Raw genomic sequence first — 23,797 nt, 5'->3', positions numbered from 1 at the left:
GCTCAGTGCGCGAGCACGACGACGGCCTCGTCGGTGTACGGGAGGAAGGTCAGGGTCTCCTGGAAGTACAGCTCGATTCCGTTCGCGTCGTGCGAGGAGTAGCCGATGGCCAGGTCCTGACCGAGCCTCAGCTCGAAGTCGCCGCCCCGGGTCGACAGCACGAACCCGCCGCTGAGCGCGGGCGCCCACAGGGGCGGACCGTCCAGCATCCGCGCCAGGTGCGCCGCGATCGGGTAGCCGTGGTCGGAGGTCTCGCTGACCGCGCTGTACTCGTCGGCACCGAGCAGCAGCGCGTACGGTCCGTCGACCCCGGCCAGCCGCAGCGCCGTCAGGGCGCGGCTGATCGCGTCCGGGTAGTCGCGCGGCTCGGCGGGCAGGGCCAGCACCGGGTTGGACGACCTGTCCCGCAGTCCTTCGACGCCCGCCGCCGGATAGCCCTCGAAGATCGCCCGGTCCTCGGCGAAGGCCATGGCCTTCGCCGCGTCCTTCACGGGCTGCCAGTCGGAGTCGTTGGAGCCGCGCTCGACGTCGTCCACGGCGGCCCTGCTCACGGTGAACGGCACGCGCAGCTCGACGAGCGGGCGCGCCTCGCGCAGCCGGGCCGTCACCCCCGGGGCGGGCGGGGCGATCTCCGTGAGGTGACCGGTGCCGACGGCGGCGAGGCCCGGGCCGGCCGGGTCGGGCACGTCGACGACCCGGCGACCGGCGACGAGTCGCCGGAAGGTGCGCCGGGCCTCCTCCTCGATCTGCTCCCAGGCCGCCTCGGTGACGGGGGCGAGTTCGCGGTGCAGGTTGGTGGTGCCGGCCGGGTCACCGGTAGGCGTCATGGCGGGTCACGCTCCTTTCATGCTGCCGATGCCGAGGGAGCCGCCCCTGCCGGCACGGACGGTCACCGGCGCGGGGGCCGGTTCGTGCGCTGGTTCGGGCCCGGCCGCGGGTTCGGTCGCGGGTTCGGTCGCGGTCGCGGCGGCCGGCGGGCCGGGCAGGTCGTCGAGGAAGTCGGCGCTCGGCACGTAGAAGAGGCACCCGGTCACGGCGGTGGAGAAGTCGAGGATGCGGTCGGTGTTGCCGGGCGGGTCGCCGATGAACATCCGGGACAGCATCAGCTCGGTCACGGCGGGCGTACGGGCGTAGCCGATGAAGTACGTGCCGAACTCGCCGTCGCCGATGCTGCCGAACGGCAGGTTCGCGCGGACGATCTGCCGCTCGTTGTCGTCCTCGTCGGTGATCGTGTTGAGCGCGACGTGCGAGTTCGCCGGCTTGACGTCGTCGGGCATCTCCAGGTTGTCGGCCTTGCCGCGCCCGATGACCCGCTCCTGCTCCTCGACGCTCAGCTCCTGCCAGGCCGCCATCCGGTGCAGGTACTTCTGCACGATCACATAGCTGCCGCCCAGGAAGGCCGGGTCCTCCTCACCGACGAAGACGGCCTCGGCCGCCGCCCCGCCCTCCGGGTTCTCGTTGCCGTCGACGAAGCCGAGCAGGTCCCGGTTGTCGAAGTACCGGAAGCCGTGCACCTCGTCGACGACGGTCACGGCGCCGCCGAGCTCCAGCACGATCAGCCGGGCCAGCTCGAAGCAGAGGTCCATGCGCAGGGCGCGTACGTGGAACAGCAGGTCCCCCGGTGTCGCCGGGGCCCGGTGCCGCACCCCCTCCAGGGGGACGAAGGGGTGCAGCTCGCGCGGCGCGGGCCCGTCGAAGAGCCGGCCCCAGACCTCCGCCCCGATGCCGACGACGCAGCTGAGCCTCGCCTCGGGCTCGCGGAACGCCACGGAGCGGACGAGCCCCGTGAGCCCGTCGAGCAACTCCCGCACGGCGGGCTCGCCGCCGGCGTTCACGGTGGCCACCATGAAGACGGCGGCCTTCGAGGGAGGGGCGAGGACGGGCTGCGGGGTGACCACGGGACTCCCGGACGGAGAGGACACAGGACAGGTGCAAACCGGCCGAAAAGGCCAGAACTCAGGGTATCCGCGCGGGCCCCGGACCGCAGTCCGGGACGCCGGCCACGGCCGTCACCGGGTCACCGCCTCCCCCACCGGCGCGGTCTCGTCGAGGAAGCCGCCGGACTGGTGCTGCCACAGCTTGGCGTAGGCGCCGTCGGCGGACAGCAGCTCCTGGTGGGAGCCCTGCTCGATGATCCGCCCGCGGTCCAGCACGAGCAGCTGGTCCATGCCGGCGACGGTGCTGAGCCGGTGCGCCACGACGAAGGCGGTGCGCCCCTCCATGAGGTGCCACAGGGCGTCCTGGACGAGGACCTCGCTCTCGGAGTCGAGGGCGCTGGTGGCCTCGTCGAGCAGCAGGATGGGCGCGTCGCGCAGGATGGCCCGGGCGAGGGCGACCCGCTGGCGCTGCCCGCCGGAGAGCTTGACCCCGCGCTCGCCCACCATGGTGTCGAAGCCCTCGGGGAGCGCGTCGGCGAACTCGGTGACGTGCGCGGCCTCGGCGGCGCGGCGGATCTCGGCCTCGGTGGCGTCCGGCCGGGCGAAGGCGATGTTCTCGCGCAGGGTGCGGTGGAACATGGCGGGATCCTGCGGCACGTAGGCGATGAGTCCGCGCAGGTCGGCCTGGCGCATCCGGCTGATGTCCTGGCCGCCGATAAGGATCCGGCCGCCGTCGACGTCGTTCATCCGGAGCAGCAGGCGGGTGAGCGTGGTCTTGCCGCCGCCCGACCGGCCGACGAGCCCGATCCTCGCGCCGCCGGGCACGTCGAGGTCGAGCCCGTCGAAGAGCGGGTCACCGCCCGAGTGGGCGAAGGTCACCTTCTCGAAGCGGACCCCGGCGCCTTCGACGCGCAGCGGCTCCGGCTCCTCGGGGTCGCGGACGACCGGCGGGACGAGGAGCAGTTCGGTGAACTGGGCGGCCTCCGTCATGGAGCTCTCCAGCCGCCGGTAGATCTGGTTGAACTCGAACATGATCCGGGTGGCGTTGGAGTAGTAGGTGAAGGCGACGACGACCGCCTCCACGCCGTGGTCGCCCGCGCCGAGCGCGAGGGCGAGGACGAGTCCGAGGACGTTGGTCAGCACGGAGAGCGGCGCGACCAACGTGTCGATGCGCAGGTTCCCGTAGTCCCAGGACCTGAGCGTGAGCCGGCGCGACTCGGCGACCCGGGACCGGTGCTCGGCGGCCTCGCGCTCCTCGGCGGCGAAGGCCCTGACGGTGTCCATGTTCATCAGGCTGTCGGCGACATGCCCGGACACCCGGGCGATGGCCTCCTCGCGGTGCCCCACCAGGACCTGCCGCCGCCGGATGAGCGGCCGCACGCAGACGCCCGTCAGGCCGATCATCACGAGGAGCCCGACGACGAGCAGCGGCTCGTACGTCCAGAGCACCACCGAGGCGAACACCAGCGGCACGAAGCTGCCCATGACCGAGAAGGTCAGCGTGTCGACGAACTCCTCGAACCGGGAGGCGAAGCTGAGGACCCGTTTGGTCAGCGACCCGGCGAAGTTGTCGTGGAAGAAGGCGGAGTCCTTGGCGAAGAGCTCGTCCATCCCGACGACGTAGAGGTGTTCGATCCCGAAGGCGTCGAGCCGGTTCAGACAGTGCAGCCCGACCCGCCACAGCGCCTCGGCGAGCAACAGCACCCCGGCGAACCCGCACACGTAGGGCAGCACGCCCCCGACCCCGCCCCGGCCGCTGCCGCCGCCGTCCCCGGCGATGGCCCCGACGAGCTTGGCGACGAGGAGCGGCGCGAGGTAGTAGATCCCGATGTTGCCGAGCGCCGGGAGCAGCAGCGCGGGCACGGTGAGCCGTTTGAGCCGGGCGAGCTCCCGCCCGTAGTAACGGAGGGCGAGGAGCACGGGGCCCCTGGCCGGTGAGCCTTCGGACGAAACCCGGGGGGAGCCTGCTGGTGGCCCCGGGGGTGATTCAGACGTTCCCATCCCAACCCTGCTTAGTCGGACCGAAGTGGACAGGGTCGGCAGTGTTCCGCGCATCGGGGTACGGCGTCCAGGCGTTTTCCGGCGGCCGGGAAGGGTTCCCGGGCAGGGGGGCACGAGGCTCGTGCCAGGCGGAGTGACGAACTGCCGGATCCAGGGATGATCTTCGGCTGCCCGCTGGCTAGGCTCCGCGCTCGTGTCCTTGCTTACGCATCCGGGTACGACGCCCTCGGCCTTCACCCGCATCAACGCCACCAGCGCGGGCCTCCTGGGCATCTCACCGGCGAGCTACGCCTCGTTGACCGGCATGGAGCCCGAGCACCTCCACGACGACCGCTACCGGACCCCGGCCACCACCAACGTGCGTCTCTGGGAACTCATGGCGTCGCGGGTGCACTGGACCGAATGCGCGCAGCTCATGGCCGAGCAGACGACGCTGGGCCTGCTCGGCGTGTGGGACTACCTCCTCACCTCGGCGGCGACCCCGCTCGACGGACTCCGGGACGCCGCCGCGTACTTCGCCGCCGTCGCGGACATCCGCACCGAGACCCTGCTGATCGCCGAGGACGAGCAGCACATCACCGTCAGCCATGTGAACGCGGCCGACCTGACCTACGACGTCGCCTCCGCCATCCGGGCCTATGTGCTCGGCCTGATCCGGCAGCGGCTCGGCACCGCCCTGCGCAGACCGCTCGTTCCCGTCCGCGTCGAACTGGCCGCGCAGGCGCCCCGTCACCACGGCGCCCTGCTCGACCTGTACGGGACGCGGGACATCGCGTTCGAGTGCCCGGTCAGCTCGATCACGTTCCTCGCCGCCGACCTGCGGCAGGCCACTCCGTACGCCCAGCCGGGCCTCTCCACCGTGCTGCGCAGACACGCCGAGCAGACCCTCGCCGAGTCGATCCCCCTGCACGGCTGGCTCGACCTGTTCCGCATCGCCCTCAAGGAGACCTCCCGTCACGACGGCGCCGGCCTGCGCGCGACGGCGGCCCGCATGGCCGTCAGCCCCCGCACGCTCCAGCGGCGCCTCGACGAGCACGGCACCACCTGGACGAGCGAGGTCGACGCCCTGCGCCGGGCGGACGTCACCCGGCTGCTCCGCACCACGGACCTGCCCCTCGACTCCATAGCCGAGCGCAGCGGCTACGCCGACGCCCGTGCCGTGCGCCGCGCGGTGCTGCGCTGGACGGGCCACACCCCGGCCGCCCTCCGCCTCCAGGGCCACCGCCCGGGCACCGGGGCCGGCCTCGCGTAGGCGGCTCTCCGAGCGGTCGTTTCACCGCGGGTGCCCGGGGCACACGCCCGATACGCCTGCCCGGCGCCCCTTCGCACGGCCCGAGGAGACGGAGGAGCCATGGACCACTCGCGCGCACCGGTGCTCGAAGCGCTGGAGGACTTCCGACGGCGTGGGGACGTCGTCTTCGGCCCGCCGGGACACAAGCAGGGACGCGGGGCCGATCCACGGGTGAGCGACATCGTGGGGTACGACGTCTTCCGTTCGGACGTCCTGCTGCTCAACGGCCTGGACGACCGGCGGGAGTCGCAGGGCGTGCTGGAACAGGCCCAGGAACTGATGGCCGACGCGGTCGGCGCGGAGCGGGCGTTCTTCTCGACGTGCGGAAGCTCGTTGTCGGTGAAGACGGCGATGCTGGCCGTCGCCGGGCCCGGCGAGAAGCTGCTGCTGTCGAGGAACGCGCACAAGTCCGTGATCGCGGCCGTGATCGTGAACGGGGTGGAGCCGGTCTGGGTGCACCCGAAGTTCGACGCCGACCGGCACCTGGCCCATCCCCCCGAGCCCGACGACGTCCGCGCGCGGCTGCGGGAGCATCCGGACGCCAAGGGCATGCTGCTGATCACGCCCACGGACTGGGGCGGTTGCGCCGATGTGCGGGGCGTGGCCGAGGCCTGCCACGAGGCCGGGGTGCCGCTGATCGTCGACGAGGCGTGGGGCGCGCACCTGCCGTTCCATCCCGAACTGCCGGTCTGGGGCATCGACGCGGGCGCCGACCTGGTGGTGACCAGCGTGCACAAGATGGGTGGCGCGATCGAGCAGAGCTCGGTCTTCCACCTCCAGTACGACCGGGTGTCGCCGGAGGTCCTGAAGCAGCGGGAGGACCTGCTCGGCACCACGAGCGCCTCCTCGCTCGTGTACGCGACGCTCGACGGCTGGCGGCGCCAGATGGTCGAGCACGGGCGGGAGTTGCTCGACGGCGCGCTGCGCCGGGCGGCCCGGGTGCGCGAGGCAGCGGCGGGGCTGCCGGGGCTGGAGCCGATGGGCGCGGAGGTGGTGGAGCAGGGGCTCGTGGCCGAGCTCGATCCGCTCAAGATCGTGATCGATGTGCGGGGCCTCGGCGTCAGCGGGATGCAGGCGGCCGAGTGGCTGCGGAAGGAGTGCCACGTCGACGTGGGAGGTTCCGACTCCTGCCGGATCACCGCCTCCCTCACCCACGCGGACGACGACACGACCGAGAAGATCCTGGTGGACGCGTTGCGGGCGCTCGTCGAACGCGCCGGTGAGCTGGAGCCCCGGCCGCCGGTGCGGCTCCCGGAGCCCTCCGGCCTCGAACTGGAGCAGGCCATGCTGCCCCGCGAGGCGTTCTTCGCGCAGGTGGAACACGTGGCGGCGCGGGACGTGGTGGGCCGCGTCTCGGCGGAGACGATCAGCCCGTACCCGCCGGGGGTGCCGGCCGTCACGCCCGGGGAGGTGATCAACGCCGAGGTGGTGGAGTACCTGCGCAGCGGCGTGGCGCACGGCCTGCTGATCCCCGACGCCGCCGACCCCTCCCTGGAGACCTTCCGGGTGGTGGCCCGCGGGCAGGACGGCTGAGCGGCCGGCCTGCCCGGGTCCCCCGCCGGGCCGGACGTCAGGTGACGGTGACGAACCGGGCGATGCTCGGCACCCCCTGGGCGTCGAGGGCGAAGAGCATGTAGGTGCCGGGCAGGACCACGCCCTTGTCGGCCGGGAGCGCCACCTCGTACGTGCCGGTCCCGGTGGCCTTGGACGTCAGCGGGATCCGCCGCTGGTCGTTGTCCGTGGAGTGGGTCGCGGCCGAGGCCCGCATCAGGACGAAGGAGGCCACCGCCCCTTCGGTGCCGACGGTGAGCGAGGTGCCGGCGGCGGCCCGGGGCGGTACGTCGCCGGTGATGACGGGGCGCGGCTTGGGCGAGCCGTCCGCCTTGAGCAGGTACGGCGGGGTGAACACGGCCCCGTCGGAGTGGTTGGTGGCGCAGTCGCCGCACAGGCCGCCGCCGCCGGAGAAGATCCGCCCGTCGGGCAGCAGGTTCGCCACGCTGTGGTAGTTGCGCGGCACGGCCATGGAGGCGAGCGGGGTGAAGCGCCCGGTGGCCGGGTCCCACAGCTCGGGGGTCAGCACGGACGTGGCGTCGCTGAACGGCACGGGGTGGGCCTGTCCGCCGAACACGGCGACCTTGCCGTCCGGCAGGACGACGCTGTTGCCGAAGGCGCGGGCGTGGCCCATGTCGCCGGTGCGCGCCGCCTGGACCTGGCCGCCGGTGATGCTGACGGTGTACGCGCGCCGGGTGGCGGGCGTGTTCTCGTACGCGGGCGAGCCGCCCAGCGTGAGCAGCTTGCCGACGTCGTACGCGACGGCGTTGCCGGTCATGGCGTCCTGGCTGTCGGCCCGGTTGCCGGCGGAGGTGAGGCTGCCGTTTCCGCCGGTCGTGATCCAGTGCATCTGCTTGCTGGGGCCGAGCTGGAGCACCTTGCCGCCCGAGGTGGCGTACAGCCACATGTGGTTGTCGGCGCGGTAGGCGCCGCGGGGGTCGGCCGTCATCGCCGGGGTGGCGGGGACGCCGGCGAGCTTGCGCCAGGTGCGGGTGGCCGGGTTCCACACCTCGCCGGACTTGTCTCCGGTGGCTCCGCTCCAGGAGCCGCCGAGGACGAAGGCCTCGCCGGTGGAGAGCAGGGTCATGGCCTGGTAGCCGCGGGCGATGTTCATGTCGGCGGTCGCGGACCAGGCGTCGGTGGCCGGGTCGTAGATGCTCGCCTTCTCCGCGTTGCTGCCGCCGGTGACGAGCACCCGCCCGTCGGCGAGCATCGCTATGCCCGGGCAGAACATGTCGTGGCCGGTGTTGTCGATGCGGCGCTGGGTGACCTTGCCGGTCTTGAGGTCCAGGATCGCGGTCTGGGTGTAGCCGTTGCTGCCGCCGAAGCGGTCGACCGCGTACGCCGACCAGGCCAGCAGCTTGTCGCCGGGCAGGACGGCGGTGGCCACCGGCACCAGGGGGAAGCCGGTGATCCGGCTCCAGGAGCCGTGGGCGGCGGGGTTGGCGGGTCCGCTCAGCCGGATCTCGGCGGCGGAGGTCCAGGGCCCGCGGTTGCCGGCCTCGCGGGTCACGGTCAGGCGTATGTAGCGGGCGTTGGCGGCGCGGGTGAAGGTGGCGGTCTTGACGGTGTCGTCGTCGCGCCAGGTGCCCGAGGCGACCGGGGCGCCGAAGGTGGTGCCGTCGGTGCTGGTGGTGACGGTGTACGCGCCCGCCCGCCCGTTGGGGCTGTCCTTGCGCGGCTGGTAGACCAGGGCGGAGACGGCCGCCGTGCGGTGCATGTCGATGGTGATGCTGTGCGGCAGCGGTGCCGGGGTCCCCGACCACCTGCTGTGCCAGAGGGTGGCGGCGTCGCCGTCGAGGACGTTGGCCGCCCGCCCGTTCTCCTTGGCGGTCTCCTCGTCGCTCGCGGTGGCCGTCCAGCCGGTCCGCGGCAGGTCGACGGTGGCCGCCGGGGTTCCCGGGTCGCCGAGCAGGTTCAGCTCCGCGGCGGAGCTCCACGGGCCGCGGTTGCCGGCCTCGGTGACGGCGGTGAGCTTGACGAACCGCGCGCCCTGCGGGGCGAAGGCGAGGGTCTTCGCGGCGGTGTCGTCCGCGAGGGTGCCGGTGCCGACCGGGCTCCCCCAGTTCCGTCCGTCGGTGCTGACGCTGATGCTGTACTGGCCGACGCGCCCGTGGGGGCTGTCCTTGCGGGGCTGGTAGACGAGCGCCGAGACCACGGTCGTGCGGTGCATGTCGATGGTGATGCTGTGCGGCAGCGGGGCGGGGGTCCCCGACCACCTGCTGTGCCAGAGGGTGGCGGCGTCGCCGTCGAGGACGTTGGCCGCCCGCCCGTTCTCCTTGGCGGTCTCCTCGTCGCTCGCGGTGGCGGTCCAGCCGGTCCGGTCGAGCACCGGAGCCATCGGTTCCATGGCGTTCGCCGGGGCGACGCCGTGGTGGGGCGACTGCTGCGCGGTCTGCTGGTCGAAGGGCACGGGCCCCGGCGGCGGGGTCGGTCCGCGGCCGCCGGGCCCGGTGCTCGCCATTCCCAGCCAGGGCGTGAGGGCGACGAGCAGCGAGCCGAGGGCGAAGGCGATGAGCAGGGGGGAGCGGCGGAACGCTCGGGCCATGGCGCGGACGCGGCGGGGCTGCAATCGGACCTCCTGGGCGAGCATGGACCGCGGGGCCCCTAGAAGATAGGACGAACGGGCGCAACACGGCTACGAAACCGCACAGTTGGCCCGAAACCCGGGCTCGCCGCCGGGCCCGCACCCGCACCCGCACCCGCACCCGCACCCGCACCCGAGGAGCAGCTCCCCATGCCAAGTCGCCGTACTTCTCCGCCCAGCGGAGCACCCTCGGCGCCACCCTCGCCAAGGTCTCCGGCGACGACCGCCTGCTCCTCACCACCGCCACCCTCACGGCGGCCACCGGCCCGGTCCGGGTCACCGTGTCCTGACCGCCGCGCCCACACGTCAGAGGCCGTTTCGGATTACTCCGAAACGTCCTCTGATCTGCGACTTTTTCAAGTCGGGACGACAGGATTTGAACCTGCGACCCCTTGACCCCCAGTCAAGTGCGCTACCAAGCTGCGCCACGTCCCGTTGCCCGTCTGCCCCGGGTGTTTCCCCGGCGGCGGCGTGCAAGAGAACATTACCTCACTTCACGGGGTGGATCACCACACGGGGTGTCACCGGGCGTCGGCGGCGGAGAATGGACGGATGGACAGGGATCGGGACCGGGACCGGGACGGGCGGGCGCGGAGCGGGCGGCCGCGGGACGGGCTCGGGCGGCCGTTGCCGTACGGGGCCGAGGGGGTGCCGCGGCAGCCGGAGGGGCTGGTGCGGACGCCGGGCGAGACCGTGCGGGAGGCGCAGCGGCTGCTGGACGCCGGGATGCCGTTCCATGCGCACGAGGTGTTCGAAGACGCGTGGAAGTCGGGGCCCGAGCGGGAGCGCGACCTGTGGCAGGGGCTGGCGCAGCTCGCGGTGGGCCTGACGCACGCGGCGCGCGGGAACGCGACGGGCGGGGCGCGGTTGCTGCGGCGCGGGGCCGGGCGGGTCGCCGGGTACGCGGCGGCCGGGGCCGGGGCGGCGACGTACGGGATCGACGTCGCCGGGCTCGTGGTGTGGGCGCGGGAGCTGGCGGACCGGGTGGAGGCGGCCGGTGCCACGGTGCCCGACGCCGCCGCGGAGGCGCCGCGGCTCAGCAGGTGAGGAGCAGCCGCTCGGGCGAGCGGTGGATGAGGGTGGGGCGCATCGCGGGCTCGTGCCCTTCGGCCGGCCGCAGTCCGGGCAGGCGGCGGACGAACGCCTCCAGCGTGCCGCGGAGTTGGACGCGGGCCAGCTGGGAGCCGGGGCAGCCGTGGGGGCCGTGGCCGAACGCGAGGTGGCGGGGCCGCGGGTGGGGCCGGGTGATGTCGAAGGTGTCGGGGTCCTGGTGGCGGGCGGGATCGCGGTTGGCGGAGCCGTACGCGACGAAGAGGGTCGCCCCGGCGGGCAGTTCGGTGCCGGCGAGGGTCAGCGGGCGGGTGGTGGTGCGCCGGAAGCCCTGGACGGCGGTGTCGTAGCGGGCGGCCTCCTCGACGGCGGCGGGGATGAGCTCCGGCCGGGTGTGCAGCAGGCGCCATTGGTCGGGGTGGCGCAGGAGGTGGAGCATGGTGCCGCCGATGAGGGCGGTGGTGGTGAGGTGTCCCGCGATGAGCAGGTTCTGGAGGTTGGCGACGAGTTCGCAGCGCTGGTCCTCGGTGAGGTCGCGCGGTCCCGGTCCGAGCCCGGCGTCGGGGGCGAGGGCGCCGACCATGGTGCTGATCAGGTCGTCCCGGGGCCGGGCCCGCCGGTCGCGGGCGTAGCGGTCGAGGAGCCGCTGGAGCGCGAGGACGTCCTCGGCGGCGGCGATCTGCTCCTCTTCCGGGAGCGGGCGGAAGAGCAGCCGCTCGGCGCTGTACGAGCCGTGGACGGCTGCGGGTACGTCGGCCGGGTCGAGGCCGAGGAGGCGGCCGATGACGGTGCCGGGCAGGACGCGGGCGTACTCGGCCATCAGGTCGGCCTGGCCGCGCTCGGCGACGGCGTCGGCGAAGGCCTCGGCGAGGATGTCGGCCTGCCGGCGGATGTACGGCGTGAGCGCGGCGGTGCGGGCGGCCGACAGGCCGCTGTTGAGGGGGGCGCGGTGGCGGCGGTGGGCGGGTCCGTCGGTGGAGACGACGGTCGGCCGGCCCGCGAAGCCCTTGGCGAGCACGGCGAGCGCGGCCGGCGAGGGCAGTACGTCCGGGCGCAGGGCCTGCGCGGAGGAGAAGTCCTGCGGCCTGAGCAGCACTTCCCGGATGTCGGCGTCCCGGGCGACCAGCCAGGCGTCGAGGGCGGGCACGAAGGTCAGCCCCGGGGAGCGGCGCGCACGGGCGTAGAGGGGGTAGGGGTCGCGCTGGAGCGCGTCGAGCAGGGCGTGCCTCTTCCGCTGAGCCTGGTCCACGCGGTGCCTCCTCGCGGTCGCGGTGCTGCCGTGGAGTGCGGGGGAAAGCGGGTGTGGGGCCGGGGGTGGAGCGGGGCCGGGTGCCGGCCTGGGCGCCGCCCCGTGCGGGGCCGTGCGCCCATGGTGCCCGGGGCCCCGGCCGGTGAACAGGGGGCGGCGGCCGGGTGGCCCGAAAGGGGCGGCCCCTGGCGGCGTCCCGCCGCTCCTGGTCAGGACCGGGGCGGGTCCAGCGCGTCCACCAGGACCGAAGTGTGGCTGGTCTCCGGCTCCTTGGCGGCCGTCAGCAGGGTGACGGGGCCTTCGGCCGCGCGGGTGCGCAGCGCGGCGAGGGCCTCGGCGGCGGCGGGTTCGGCGAGTTCGCGCGCGTAGCGGCGGCGGAACTCCGCGTACTCGCCCTCGGGCCCGTGGTACCAGCGGCGCAGCTCGGTGGAGGGGGTCAGGGCCTTGGGCCACTCGTCGACCCGGGCGTCCGCCTTGGCGAGGCCGCGCGGCCAGAGCCGGTCGACGAGGACGCGCAGGCCGTCGCCGGGCTCGGGCGGCTCGTAGATCCGCCGGACGCGGACCCGGGGCGGTGAGGTGTCGGGCATGGCTTCAGGGTGCCGGAGCCCGGCGGGCCTCACACCTCGGGCGCGCCGACGCGCAGCGCGGGCAGCAGCACCGCGTCCACGAAGACGAGCATGGTGTCGGGGTCGGCGAAGCGGTCCTCGAAGAGGCGCTCGATGCGGAGCATGCCGAGGAAGGCGGGGGCGACGAAGCCGATGGCAGGGTTGCCGGCGGCGAGCTCGCCGCGGTCGACGGCGCGCTGCAGCATCGCGTCGAGGGCGGCGACCTCGGGCTCGATGACGGTCTCGCGCAGCGCCTCGCGCAGGTCGGGGTGCTGGATGTACGCCTGGCTGACGGCTTCCATCAGCTCGGCGTCGCGCTCGCGGCGGCTGGCGGCGAGGCGGGCGGCCTCGCGCAGGTCGCCGACGAGGGAGCCGGTGTCGATGCCGGTGAAGACGGCGCAGCGGCGCTTGTCGAGGGCGGCGGTGACGAGGCGGGGCTTGGTGCCCCACTGGCGGTAGAGCGTGGCCTTGCCGCACTTGGTGCGGGCCGCGACGCCCTCCATGGTGACGGAGTCGTAGCCGCCTTCGCGCAGCAGGCAGATGACGGCCTCGTAGAGCTCCGCCTCGCGCTCGGGGGTGAGCTTGCCGCGCCTGGCGGCGGCGGTCGCGGCCTGCGTGGACATCGATTTCCTCCCGGACACCCCGTACCCAGCGACAGCTTTCCCTGCACATACGAGAGTAGGGGGCGCACAATCGAGACGCAAACGTATCGAGACGCTTGCGTCTCGATGAATTCGGATCTAGAGTTCCTCCGTTTGCTGTCCGATTTGACGGAAAAAAGGGGCCGAGCCATGGCTACCGGGATACGCGGGATACGAAGATCACGTCCTGCAGGACCGGGGGCGACGGCTACCCCCAGACCGCCCCTCCTGCGCGAGCTGCTGCTCGTCACGGCGCTCTTCCTCGTCTACAAGTTCGGCCGGCTCTTCGCGAACGGGCACGAGACCCGCGCCTTCCACAACGCCGACCGCGTCTGGGACGCCGAGCGCGCTGTGCACCTGCCGGACGAGGGGACGATCCAGCAGCTGCTGCTGCACGGCGAGGGCCTCGTCCACGCGGCCAACACGTACTACGCGGCCGTGCACTTCCCCGCCACCCTCGCCTTCCTCGCCTGGCTCTACTGGCGCCGGCCCGCCCACTACGTCTGGTCCCGCCGGGTGCTCGCCCTGGTGACCGGCGCCGCGCTCGCCCTGCACCTGCTCCTGCCGCTCGCGCCGCCGCGGATGCTCGCCGCGACCGGCCTCATCGACACCGCGCAGGTCTACGGACCCTCCGTGTACGGCGCGACGCCCGAGGCCGACTCGATGGCGAACCAGTTCGCCGCGATGCCCTCGCTGCACTTCGGCTGGGCCCTGATGGTCGCCGTCGGGCTGATCGTCGCCACCTCCTCGCGCTGGCGCCCGCTCTGGCTGCTGCACCCGCTGCTCACCCTGCTGGTCATCGTCGGCACCGCCAACCACTACTGGTTCGACGCCCTCGCCGCCGCCGTCCTGCTCGCGCTCGCCCTGCTCGCCGTACCCTCACCCGACCGCGGGCCCGGGGCGAGGAGGCCGGCGCCGCTCAGCCCCGCCACCGCCGGAGCGCTGCGATGAGCGCCGTCGCCGGAACCGTGATCGCGGTCCTCCTCTCGCTCGTCTCCGCCGCCGGGTACGCCCTGGCCGCCGTCGCCCAGTCGCGGCTCGCCTCCGCCTCCGCCGGCGGGCCCGGGGCGCTGCGCCGACTGCTCGCCCGGCCCCAGTGGTGGTGGGCCGTCGGCCTGAACGCGGCCGGAGCGCTCGCCCACGTGGCCGCGCTGCACTACGGGCCGCTCACCCTCGTCCAGCCGCTCGGCGCCCTGACGCTCGTGGCGGCCCTGCCGATCGGCGCGTACGGCGCCCACCGGCGGGTCACCCGCGCGGAGTGGCGCGGGGCCCTGTGGACCCTGGTCGGGCTCGTGGGCCTGGTGGCCGTGACCGGGCCCGCCGCGCCCGGCGAGGCGATGAGCCTGCGCGAGGCCCTGATCGTCACGGCGGCGACGTTCCTCCTCATCGGGCTCCTCGCCTCCCGCTCGGGCGCCCGCGCGGGAGGCGCCTCGCGGGGGCGGGGGCTCGGCCACGCCACCGCGTCCGGGGTGGCCTCCGGGGTCGGCTCCGCCCTCACCCAGACCCTGACCGCCGCCCTCGCCCGGGATCTGCCCGGCGGGCCGGCCGGATGGTGGCAGACGACGCTGCTCGCGGTCCTGATCGCCGCCTTCGCGGTGGGCGGGCTGCTGCTCTCCCAGGCCGCGTACCGGGGCGGGCTCGCCGCGCCGCTCGCGGTGGTGAACCTCTCGAACCCGGCCGCCGCCGCCGTCATCGGCGTGGCCCTGCTCGGCGAGACCTTCCGCGCGGGCGCCTGGGGCTGGGCCGTCGCCGCCGTCGCCTCCCTGGTGGCCGCCCGCGGGGTGGTCCTCCTGACGACGGGGATCGGAGAGGAGGGCGGCAGGACCGAGTCCGTCGTGGTGGCGTCCTCGCCCACCGCCACCGCCCCGGCCGCCGGCACCGCCCCGGTCGCCGGCCCGAGCGCCGCGCCGGGGCCCGTGCCCTCCGCCCGCGCCGAGTCGGGCCCCCGCGAGCCGATGCCCCTGGCCGACCCCCTGCCGGTACCGCAGCCCGCGCGCTGAGAGCCCGCCTGTTCCGTGGACGCATCGCGGAACAGGCGCGGAACCGTCGCGGAACCGTCGCCGGCCACGCCATCGAAGGTCCGCCCCAGCCCGAGACCGGGCGCGGGGCGGACCTTTCCCTTTCGTCACCTTGACGACAAGCGAGGGGGCCTCCTATCGTCATAGTGACGACAAGGGGAGTTCCCCCTTCGTCTCGCCGACGACAGGGGGAGGGCCCCATGGCCGACATCACCCGGCGGGCCGGCTGGCGCCATCTGCGCTCCGCGCCCACCGCACACATCCGCTACCAGCGGGGCGGCCGGATCGTCCACGACGGCCCGGGCCTCAGCTTCTGGTTCCGCGCCCTGTCCGCGGCCCTCTCCGAGGTGCCCGTCGACGACCGCGAGCTGGCGATGGCCTTCCACGCCCGCACCGCCGACTTCCAGGACGTGAGCGTCCAGTCCACCGTGACGTACCGGATCGCCGACCCCGCAGCGGCCGCCACGCGGCTCGACTTCTCGCTCGACCCGGACACCGGCGTCTGGCGCGGCACCCCGCTGGAGCAGATCGCCGGACTGCTCACCGAGAGCGCCCAGCAGCACGCCCTCGACGTGCTCGCCCGCATCCCGCTCGCCGAGGCGCTCGTCGACGGGGTGGCGGCGGTCCGGGACCGGATGGCCGCCGGTCTCGCCGCCGAGCCCCGCCTGCCGGACACCGGCATCGAGGTGGTCGCCGTACGGGTGGTGGCGCTGCGCCCCGAACCCGAGGTCGAGCGGGCCCTGCGCACCCCGGCCCGCGAGCAGATCCAGCAGGAGGCCGACCGGGCCACCTACGAACGCCGGGCGGTCGCGGTCGAACGGGAGCGCGCCATCGCCGAGAACGAGCTGGCCAGCAAGATCGAGCTGGCCCGGCAGGAGGAGCGGCTCGTCGACCAGCGCGGCACCAACGCCCGGCGCGAGGCCGAGGAGAACGCCGCGGCCGACGCCGTACGGGCCGAGGCCGAGGCCGCCCGCACGGTCCGGCTGGCCCGCGCGGAGGCGGAGGCGGCACGCGAGGTGGGCGCGGCGCGCGCCGCGGCGCAGACCGCCTGGCTGCGGGCGCACGCGGAGGTCCCCGCGGCGACGCTGCACGCCCTCGCGGCGACCCGGGCGGCCGAGCAGCTGCCGCGGATCGAGCACCTCACCCTCTCCCCGGACGTGCTGACCGGACTGCTCGCCCGGCTCGGCGGCGGTGCGGACGCGTGAGCCTCGCCCCGCGCGCGGTGCTCGTCCACCGCACCACGGAGTACCAGGAGCTGCTGGCGCGGCACGGGACGCACGGGCAGGCCGCGTTCTTCCTCTCCCACCGCGGCCGCTCCGTGGAGGAGGTCCGGGAGCGGCACGAGCGGACCGCGCGGGCGCTCGCCGAGGTGACGGCCGCGGTGCCGCTGCGATGGCGGCGGGCCCTGGTCGAGCGGGCCGACCTGGACCGCTTCCTCTTCGGCCCCGAGGACGTGGTCGTGGTGGTCGGTCAGGACGGGCTGGTGGCCAACGCGGCCAAGTACCTGACCGGCCAGCCGGTCGTCGGGATCGACGTCGATCCCGGGCGCAACCCCGGGGTCCTGGTCCGCCACCGGCCGGCGGACGCCCACAAGCTGCTGCCGTCCGCCACGGGGGTGCGGACGGCGGTGGACCTGCTGACCATGGTCGAGGCCGTCACCGACGACGCGCAGCGGCTGCTCGCGCTCAACGAGGTCTACGTCGGCGCGCCGGGCCACCAGACCGCGCGCTACAGCCTCCAGGCGCCGACCGGACCGCCCGAGCGGCAGGCCTCCTCGGGGGTCCTGGTCGGCACCGGCACGGGCGCCACGGGCTGGCTGCGCTCGCTCTGGCACCAGCGCGAGAGCCCGCTCCCGCTGCCCGCGCCGACCGACGGACGCCTCGCCTGGTCCGTACGCGAGGCCTGGCCGTCGCCGAGCTCCGGCACCGGGCGCGTGGAGGGCCTGCTCGACGCCGGGGAGGCGCTGCGGCTCTCGGTGGAGTCGGACCGGCTGGTGGCGTTCGGGGACGGGATGGAGTCGGACGCCCTGGAGTTGACGTGGGGCCAGTCCGTGCGGCTGGGGGTCGCGGGGACGGCGCTGCGCCTCGTGGGGTGACCTGGCGCCTCGGACCGGCGCGCTGCCGCCTCGGGCCGGGCGCTGCACCTCGGGCCACGGCCCTGCCGCCTCGGGCCGCGGCGCTGCCACCCCGGTCCGGGCGCGCTGCCACCTCAGACCGCCGCGCTGCCACCCCGGTCCGGGCGCGCTGCTGTCCCGGACCGCCGCGCTGCCGCCCGGGTCCGAGCGCACTGCCACCGCCGCGCTGCCACCTCAGGCCGGCGCCTGCCACCGAGACCGGCCGGGGTCGGACGGGGCCGGCCGTGCGCGTGGGACGGGCTCGGCGGGTCCTGCGGTACGGGACCTCGGGATGCCGCCCCTCCGCTCGTCCTCAACCCCTTCCGCTCCTCCTCGGCGAGGCCGCCCGAGCCGGCGCGGGCGACTCGGCCGGAAAGCATCGGTGGTGTGCCAGGGGGGCGGGCCGGCGCCGCTATGCTCGACGGCCCCTCCCTCCCGAGTCGTGCTCACCCGCCGAAGGGACCTCCATGACCCTGCAGATCTCCCGGGCCTCCCTCCAGGACTGGGCGCTGGTGCGCGCGTGGGCGGCCGACGAGGGGTGGAACCCGGGGGTGGCCGACGCTCCCGCGTTCTTCGCGCAGGATCCCGAGGGGTTCTTCCTGGGGCGGATCGACGGGGAGCCGGTGTCCGCGATCTCGGTCGTCAACTACAGCGACACCTATTCCTTCCTGGGGTTCTATCTCGTCCGGCCCGATCTGCGCGGCCACGGTCACGGTCTCGCGACCTGGCGGTCCGCGCTGGCGCACGCGGGCGCCCGGACGGTGGGGCTCGACGGGGTGCCGGACCAGCAGGACAACTACCGCCGTTCCGGTTTCGTCCCCGCTTACCGCACCGCCCGCTATGTGGGGGAAGTCCCGGTTTCCGACGGCGCCGTGGCCGGAGTGGTGCCGGCGGAGGAGGTGGATCAGGCCGTGCTCGCCGCGTACGACGACGCCTGCCACCCGGCCGCCCGGCCGCGCTTTCTGAGGTCCTGGCTGACGACGCCGGGCCACCGCGCCCTGGTCCGGGTCGCCGACGGCCGCCCCACCGGGTACGGCGTGGTCCGTCCCGCCGAGCAGGAGGCGCGGATCGGTCCCCTCTTCGCCGACACCCCCGCCGACGCGGCGGCCCTCCTCGACGCCCTGGCGGCCGAGGCCCGCGCGTTCGGCTCGGAGCGGATCGCCGTCGACATGCCGGAGGCCAATCCGGCTGCCGCGCGCCTCGCCGAGGAGCGGGGCCTGGAGCCGACGTTCGAGACGGCCCGGATGTACACGGGGCCCGTTCGTCCGATCGCACAGGATCGCGTGTTCGGGGTCACCACGCTCGAACTCGGCTGACCTGGGGGCGGGGTGGGAGGTGGCGGTCCGCCACCGCCTCCCGCCCCGCCCTCAGGGGGCCGATCCCCCGCAAACCCCTCCACTCCCCCACGCTCCCCCCGGCCACCCCCTAGGGGTGACAAGGGTTTTCCCCGTATCGCGTTCACCTCGGCGTTCCCTACTGTCTGCCGCACCGGCAGATCCCCTCACGCCTCCACCTGTCAGGTGCATGAGAAGGGGTGGGTGATGTCCGCCGGTGACGGCCTTGACCCGGGCCGTCGCGCCGGTGGCGGCGCACGGGCCCCCACGCCCAGGGAGACGACGGACCGCGACCCCACTTCGCACCGCGGATCCCGCGCCGCCGCCACTGCTCCCTCACGTCGTACTCGAAAGGGCCACACCTTGAACGGTTCCAGGCGGAGAGTCATATCCGTGGTGGTCGCGAGCGCCGCGATCCTCGGTGCCGCTGCCACCACCACCGGGGCGTTCGCCGCCGTCCCGGCCGCAGCCTCCCCGAAGCCCGCCCCGGCTTCCCAGTCGATGACCGCGCTGCCCAGCGCCCCCGTCGACAAGGTCATCGTGACCTACAAGTCCTCGTCCGCCGAGGCCGGCTCGAACGCCGCCGCCAAGAGCGACGCGGCCGCCAAGGCCGCCGTGACCGGCGAGAAGCTCTCCTTCGAGCGCCGTCTGACCGGCGGCGCCGCGCTGGTCGACCTGGGCGGCTCCGCCACCAAGCAGGACGTGGCCGAGGTCATGGCCGCCTTCCGCGCCGACCCGCAGGTCGCGAACGTGGAGCCGGACATCCGCGCCTACGCGATGGCGGTCACCCCGAACGACACCGACTACGCCAAGCAGTGGGACCTCTTCGAGCCCACCGGCGGCATGAACGTCCCCACCGCCTGGGACAAGGCGACCGGCTCGGGCGTCACCGTCGCCGTGATCGACACCGGCTACGCCGCCCACACCGACGTCGCGGCCAACGTCGTCTCCGGTTACGACTTCATCTCCGACTCCTCCGCCGCCCGCGACGGCAACGGCCGCGACGCGGACTCCAAGGACGAGGGCGACTGGAACGCCACGGACGGCGAGTGCGGCACCGGCTCCAAGGCCTCCAACTCCTCCTGGCACGGAACCCACGTGGCCGGCACCATCGGTGCGGTCACCAACAACACCAAGGGCATCGCGGGCATCGCGTACAACGCGAAGATCCAGCCCGTGCGCGTGCTCGGCAAGTGCGGCGGCTCCTCCTCCGACATCGCGGACGCGATCACCTGGGCCTCCGGCGGCACCGTGGCGGGCGTGCCCGCCAACCCGACCCCGGCCAAGGTCATCAACATGAGCCTGGGCGGCGCCAGCGCCACCTGCCCGAGCGTGTACCAGAACGCGATCAACGGCGCCGTCTCGCGCGGCACCACGGTCGTCGTCGCCGCGGGCAACAGCAACGCCGACACCTCCGGCTTCACCCCGGCGAACTGCACCGGCGTCATCACCGTCGCGTCCACCAACCGCGCCGGCAGCCGCTCCTTCTACTCCAACTACGGCACCCGCGTGGACGTCTCGGCCCCCGGCGGCGAGACCCGCAACGCCAACGACACGCCCGGCACCATCACCACGCCCGAGAACGGCATCTACTCCACGCTGAACTCCGGCACCACGGTCCAGTCGACCGAGACCTACAAGCCCTACCAGGGCACGTCGATGGCGGCCCCGCACATCGCCGGTCTCGCCGCGCTGCTGAAGTCGGCCAAGTCGTCCCTGACCCCGGCCGACATCAAATCCGCCATCAAGGCCAACGCCCGTCCGCTGCCCGGCACCTGCACCGGCGGCTGCGGCACCGGCATCGCGGACGCCGCCGCGACCGTGAACGCGGTCCTCGGCACCACGCCGCCGTCCGGCACGGTCTTCACCAACGGGACGGACGTCGCGATCGCGGACAACTCCACCTCGACCTCCCCGATCTCCGTCACCGGCGTCACCGGCAACGCGCCGGCCGCCCTCAAGGTCGGCGTGGACATCAAGCACACCTGGCGCGGTGACCTGGTCATCGACCTGATCGCCCCCGACGGCACGGTGCGCAACCTGAAGGCCTCCTCCTCGTCGGACAGCGCGGACAACGTCCTCGCGACCTACACGGTCGACGCGTCCAGCGAGGTCGCCAACGGCACCTGGAAGCTCCAGGTCCGCGATGTGGCCTCGGGTGACACCGGCTACATCGACTCGTGGAGCCTGACCTTCTAAACAGCTCTGAGCTCCCGTCAGAACCACCCCCCACACCAGCATCACTGCTGGTCAGCGAAGCGCCCGTGGTCTACACCACGGGCGCTTTGCGGTGCCGGTGACGGACCGTCGAGCGGCACATGCTGTCCGTATGCCGGACAAGAGGCCTGGACGGGGGCGACAGGCTCCGTATTCTCTGCGCAACGGGGCTCATGGGCCGGGTCCCGAGGGCCGGAGGGTGGTGGAAGCATGACGACAGCGCCGCCAGCGCCCGTGGGCCGGGAGGAACTCCTCGCCCGCCTGGAACGCGTCCTGCAGTCGAGGGGCCGGGCACTGCTCACCGGCCCGGCCGGAGTCGGCAAGACCGAGGTCGCGCTGGCCGAGGCCGCCCGCGCCGAGGCGCGCGGCGAGACCGTGCTCTGGCTGGCCACGCTCCCTGCCGACCGCGACATACCCGGCGCGACCGCGGCCGCCCTGGTGGCCTCGGTCGCCGCCACCGTGACCCGGCCCGCCGCCGACGAGGACGGCCCCACCACGGAGCCGCCCCCGGGCGCCGCGGACACCGCCGCCGGGTGCGCACTCGACCCCGCCGCCCCGGGCGCCCCCGGCCGCGGGACCGCCTCCCCGCAGGCCTCCGGCCCGTACCGCACCGCCCCCCAGACGCCCACCGGCCCCGGCGCCGCCCCCGCCGCCACCGTGCCCTGCCCCCGGGCGGCCGCCGCCTCCGTCCCGCTCGGCATCTCCGCGGCCGGCGTCTTCGAGGCGCTCCCGGACCCGCAGCGCACCGCGGTCGCCATGCTCTGCCGCGAGGCCCCGCTGCACGACGCCGGCTGGGACCCGATCGCGCTGCGCCTGGGACTCGCCCGGATCCTGCGGGCGCTCACCGCCCGCGGCCCCGCGCTCCTCGTCGTCGACGGCGTCCAGCACATCGACCCCGACAGCGCCGACCTGCTCCGCTTCGCCCTGCACCTGGCCCCGCCGACGCTGCGGGTGGTCTCCGTGGAGACACCGGAGGCGTACGAGGCGTACGGCACCCAGGACCCGCACGACACGCATCTGTGGGTGCCCTCCGAGGCGGACGTGCTGCTGGTGCCGCCGCTGCACGCGGACGAGATCGCCGCGCTCCTCATCCAGCACCGGCTGCCGTCGCGGATGGCCGGGCGCATCCACAAGGCGAGCGGCGGCAACCCGCGGCTCGCGCTCGCCGTGGGCCGCTCGCTCGCCGACGCCCGCACCCCCGTGCACCACGCCGAGGCGCTGACCCTGTCGGGCCGGGCGAGGGACCTGGCCAGGCAACTCCTCGGCGCCGCACCGCCGGACGTGCGCGAGACGCTGCTCCTGGCGGCGCTCGCGCTGCGCCCCTCGGCGGCGCTGGTGCGCCGGGCCGGGCGCCCCAACGCGGAGGCGGACCTCGCGGCGGCGGAGCGGGCCGGTCTGGTGTCGCTCGCCGAGGACGGCACGGTCGCGTTCACCGCGGGGCTGCTGCCGTCCACGCTGGTGCACGACGCCTGCTGGGCCGAACGCAGCGCGGGGCACGCGGCCTTGGCGAAGGTCGTCGACGACCAGGTCGAGGCGGTACGGCACCGGGCGCTCGCCACCGACGCACCGGACGAGGAGCTCGCGGCGGAGGTCGCCGCGGCGGCGGACCTGGCCCGGGGCCGCGGCAACCGCGCACTGGCCGCCGAACTCGCCCTGCTCGCCGCCGAGTCGACGCCCGGCAGCCTGGGCCCGCGACGGATCGCCCGGCTCGTGGACGCCGCCGAGGAGGCCGCCCGCGCGGCCCGCGCCGACCTCGCGATGCGGGCCGCGACCGACCTGCTGGCCCGCGACGCGGCGCCCGCCGACCGGGTCCGGGCCCGGCTCGCCGTCCTGGACACGGCGGGGCAGGGCCTGACCGGGCTCGACGAGATGTACGTGCACGCCATGGAGGACTCCGAGGGCGACACGGCCCTGCGGGCGGCGGTGCAGCTGCGCCTTGCCGTCAAATACGTCCTGGCGGACGGCGACCCGCTGCGCTCCCGGGCGGCGGCGATGGAGTCGGCCGCACTCGCCGCCTCGATGGGCGACCCCCGCACGGCGGCGCAGGCGCTGACCGTCCAGGCCCGGATGGAGCGGGCCCTGGGCTCCTCGGACGCGGAGGCGGTGCTCGCCCAGGCCCGGGCCCTGGAGACGGCCGAGCGGCCGGCCGGGATCCGGAACGCGGCCCAGATCCTGACCATCCGCCACGCCCTGTTCGATGGACGGCTCGTGGACGCCCGCGACCAGCTGAACGCGCTGCTCCCGCTGGTGCAGCGGCGCGGCTCGGTCGAGGACGCCATCGAACTGCTCAGCACCCTCGCGGAGATCGAGTCCCGGCTCGGCCCCTGCTCGGCGGCCCTGGCGCACGCCGGCCAGTCGCTCGCCCTCACCCTGGAGGCCGGGCTCTCCCCCGGCCCCGCCTGGTACGCCCTCGCGCTCGCGGAGACCGCCGGCGGCAGCTTCGGGCGGGCGGCGAGCTACGCCCGGCGCAGCGTGCAGGCCTCGGAGGAGGAGGGCGACCGGGTCTTCCTCTCCCGCAGCCTGTACGCGCTCGGCCGGGTCCAGCTGGTCAACGGCGACGTCGCCGCCGCCCTGGAGACCCTGCGCCGGGTCGAGGCGAACGAGCGCGCCCAGTCCACGGTCGACCCGTCGATGCTGCGCTGGCACGAGGAGCTGGCGGAGGCGCTGCTCGGGCACGACGCCGTCGACGAGGCCACGGCGGTCCTGGCGGAGGTCCGGCCGGTGGCGGAACGGCTCGGGCGGACCTCGGTGCTGCTCGGCTGCGACCGGGCGTACGGGCTGTGCCTGGCGGCGGAGGGCCGGACGGACGAGGCGGCGGAGCTGCTCACCCGGACGGCGGAGCGCTTCGCCCGGGCGGGGCTGCCGCTGGAGCGGGGCCGGGCCCTGGTCGCGCTGGCGCGGGTGGAGCGCAAGCGACGCCGCAGGTCGGCGGCGCAGGGCGCGCTCCAGACGGCGGCCGGGGTGTTCGAGCGGGCCGGGGCCGCGCCCTGGCTGGCACTGACGAGCGAGACGCCGGCCGGTCCGGCCGGGGAGGCCCCGGTGGGCGAGGAGGCGTCCGCCGCGCTGTCGACGCTGACCGAGGCGGAGCTGCGTCTGGCACGCCTGGTCGGGCAGGGGGCCAGCAACCAGGAGGCGGCGGCGAAGCTGTATCTGAGCGTGAAGACGGTCGAGGCGCGGCTGACCCGGATCTACCAGAAGCTGGACGTGCGCTCCCGGGCCCAGCTGGCGACCGCGCTGCGGCCGTGACCCGGGCCGCGCCCCCT

The 23,797-nt window shown here is 74.6% G+C and carries 17 protein-coding genes and 1 tRNA gene; 10 read left to right on the top strand and 8 right to left on the bottom strand.

The annotated features are described in order from the left end of the window. Positions 1-2: 2 nt before the first annotated feature. From ACH414_RS21605 to ACH414_RS21595, 3 genes are all read right to left on the bottom strand, one after another. Positions 3-827: a family 1 encapsulin nanocompartment shell protein gene (locus tag ACH414_RS21605; protein WP_382536355.1), complete on the bottom strand. Its 825-nt coding sequence runs from the start codon at positions 825-827 to the stop codon at positions 3-5. Between the two features lie 6 nt (positions 828-833). Beyond that, the gene (locus ACH414_RS21600) at positions 834-1,898 is read right to left on the bottom strand and encodes a Dyp-type peroxidase (RefSeq protein WP_398942942.1); all 1,065 of its coding nucleotides are present in this window, start codon (positions 1,896-1,898) and stop codon (positions 834-836) included. 111 nt (positions 1,899-2,009) lie between these two features. Next, complete coding sequence (locus ACH414_RS21595; RefSeq protein ID WP_382536361.1) at positions 2,010-3,797, bottom strand: ABC transporter ATP-binding protein; 1,788 nt, start codon at positions 3,795-3,797, stop codon at positions 2,010-2,012. Between the two features lie 274 nt (positions 3,798-4,071). Here ACH414_RS21595 and ACH414_RS21590 point away from each other — a divergent pair, with 274 nt between their 5' ends. Together ACH414_RS21590 and ACH414_RS21585 are read left to right on the top strand one after the other, a co-directional pair. After that, on the top strand, positions 4,072-5,130 hold the full coding sequence (locus tag ACH414_RS21590) for a helix-turn-helix domain-containing protein (protein WP_382536364.1): 1,059 nt from the start codon (positions 4,072-4,074) through the stop codon (positions 5,128-5,130). A gap of 99 nt (positions 5,131-5,229) precedes the next feature. Further along, complete coding sequence (locus ACH414_RS21585; RefSeq protein WP_398942941.1) at positions 5,230-6,702, top strand: aminotransferase class I/II-fold pyridoxal phosphate-dependent enzyme; 1,473 nt, start codon at positions 5,230-5,232, stop codon at positions 6,700-6,702. Positions 6,703-6,739: 37 nt separating this feature from the next. On the opposite strand, the gene ACH414_RS21580 is transcribed toward ACH414_RS21585, so the two are convergent. Continuing rightward, positions 6,740-9,292 carry a discoidin domain-containing protein gene (locus tag ACH414_RS21580; protein WP_398942940.1) on the bottom strand — a complete coding sequence of 851 codons (2,553 nt, stop codon included), beginning with the start codon at positions 9,290-9,292 and terminating at the stop codon, positions 6,740-6,742. Positions 9,293-9,668: 376 nt separating this feature from the next. Beyond that, positions 9,669-9,742, bottom strand: a tRNA-Pro gene (locus ACH414_RS21575). Positions 9,743-9,859: 117 nt separating this feature from the next. On the opposite strand from ACH414_RS21575, the gene ACH414_RS21570 reads away from it, so the two are divergent. Then, positions 9,860-10,354 (top strand): DUF309 domain-containing protein, encoded by a 495-nt coding sequence (locus ACH414_RS21570; protein WP_398942939.1) that lies wholly within the window; start codon positions 9,860-9,862, stop codon positions 10,352-10,354. On the opposite strand, the gene ACH414_RS21565 is transcribed toward ACH414_RS21570, so the two are convergent. The 3 genes from ACH414_RS21565 to ACH414_RS21555 all read right to left on the bottom strand — a co-directional run bounded on the left by ACH414_RS21565 (position 10,344) and on the right by ACH414_RS21555 (position 12,834). After that, on the bottom strand, positions 10,344-11,606 hold the full coding sequence (locus tag ACH414_RS21565) for a cytochrome P450 (protein WP_398942938.1): 1,263 nt from the start codon (positions 11,604-11,606) through the stop codon (positions 10,344-10,346). The two genes, ACH414_RS21570 and ACH414_RS21565, sit on opposite strands and share 11 nt — an antisense overlap. 209 nt (positions 11,607-11,815) lie before the next feature. Further along, positions 11,816-12,193, bottom strand: coding sequence for a DUF488 domain-containing protein (locus tag ACH414_RS21560; protein ID WP_398942937.1), 378 nt, complete (start codon positions 12,191-12,193; stop codon positions 11,816-11,818). 29 nt (positions 12,194-12,222) lie between these two features. Then, entirely contained in the window at positions 12,223-12,834 is a 612-nt protein-coding gene (locus ACH414_RS21555) for a TetR/AcrR family transcriptional regulator C-terminal ligand-binding domain-containing protein (RefSeq protein WP_398942935.1), read from the bottom strand. A gap of 168 nt (positions 12,835-13,002) precedes the next feature. Here ACH414_RS21555 and ACH414_RS21550 point away from each other — a divergent pair, with 168 nt between their 5' ends. From ACH414_RS21550 to ACH414_RS21520, 7 genes are all read left to right on the top strand, one after another. Then, on the top strand, positions 13,003-13,803 hold the full coding sequence (locus tag ACH414_RS21550; RefSeq protein WP_382536386.1) for a phosphatase PAP2 family protein: 801 nt from the start codon (positions 13,003-13,005) through the stop codon (positions 13,801-13,803). Next, positions 13,800-14,852, top strand: a complete 1,053-nt coding sequence (locus ACH414_RS21545) for a DMT family transporter (RefSeq protein WP_386561389.1) — start codon at positions 13,800-13,802, stop codon at positions 14,850-14,852. The genes ACH414_RS21550 and ACH414_RS21545 overlap by 4 nt, the downstream gene beginning before the upstream one ends. Before the next feature lie 218 nt (positions 14,853-15,070). Further along, the gene (locus ACH414_RS21540) at positions 15,071-16,075 is read left to right on the top strand and encodes an SPFH domain-containing protein (protein ID WP_398942933.1); all 1,005 of its coding nucleotides are present in this window, start codon (positions 15,071-15,073) and stop codon (positions 16,073-16,075) included. Then, positions 16,072-16,965, top strand: coding sequence for a hypothetical protein (locus tag ACH414_RS21535; protein ID WP_386561386.1), 894 nt, complete (start codon positions 16,072-16,074; stop codon positions 16,963-16,965). Before ACH414_RS21540 ends, ACH414_RS21535 begins: the two co-directional genes overlap by 4 nt. A 485-nt stretch (positions 16,966-17,450) precedes the next feature. Then, positions 17,451-18,299 carry a GNAT family N-acetyltransferase gene (locus ACH414_RS21530; RefSeq protein WP_382536398.1) on the top strand — a complete coding sequence of 283 codons (849 nt, stop codon included), beginning with the start codon at positions 17,451-17,453 and terminating at the stop codon, positions 18,297-18,299. 519 nt (positions 18,300-18,818) lie between these two features. Further along, entirely contained in the window at positions 18,819-20,516 is a 1,698-nt protein-coding gene (locus ACH414_RS21525; RefSeq protein ID WP_382537365.1) for a S8 family serine peptidase, read from the top strand. 228 nt (positions 20,517-20,744) lie between these two features. Beyond that, entirely contained in the window at positions 20,745-23,780 is a 3,036-nt protein-coding gene (locus ACH414_RS21520; protein ID WP_398942930.1) for an AAA family ATPase, read from the top strand. The last annotated feature ends 17 nt before the right edge of the window (positions 23,781-23,797 follow it).

This window comes from Streptomyces sp. NPDC020422 (assembly GCF_044386705.1).
GTDB lineage: Bacteria > Actinomycetota > Actinomycetes > Streptomycetales > Streptomycetaceae > Streptomyces.
The sequence above is the reverse complement of the archived record's forward strand: the minus strand, read 5'-3'. Positions and strand labels throughout refer to the sequence as shown.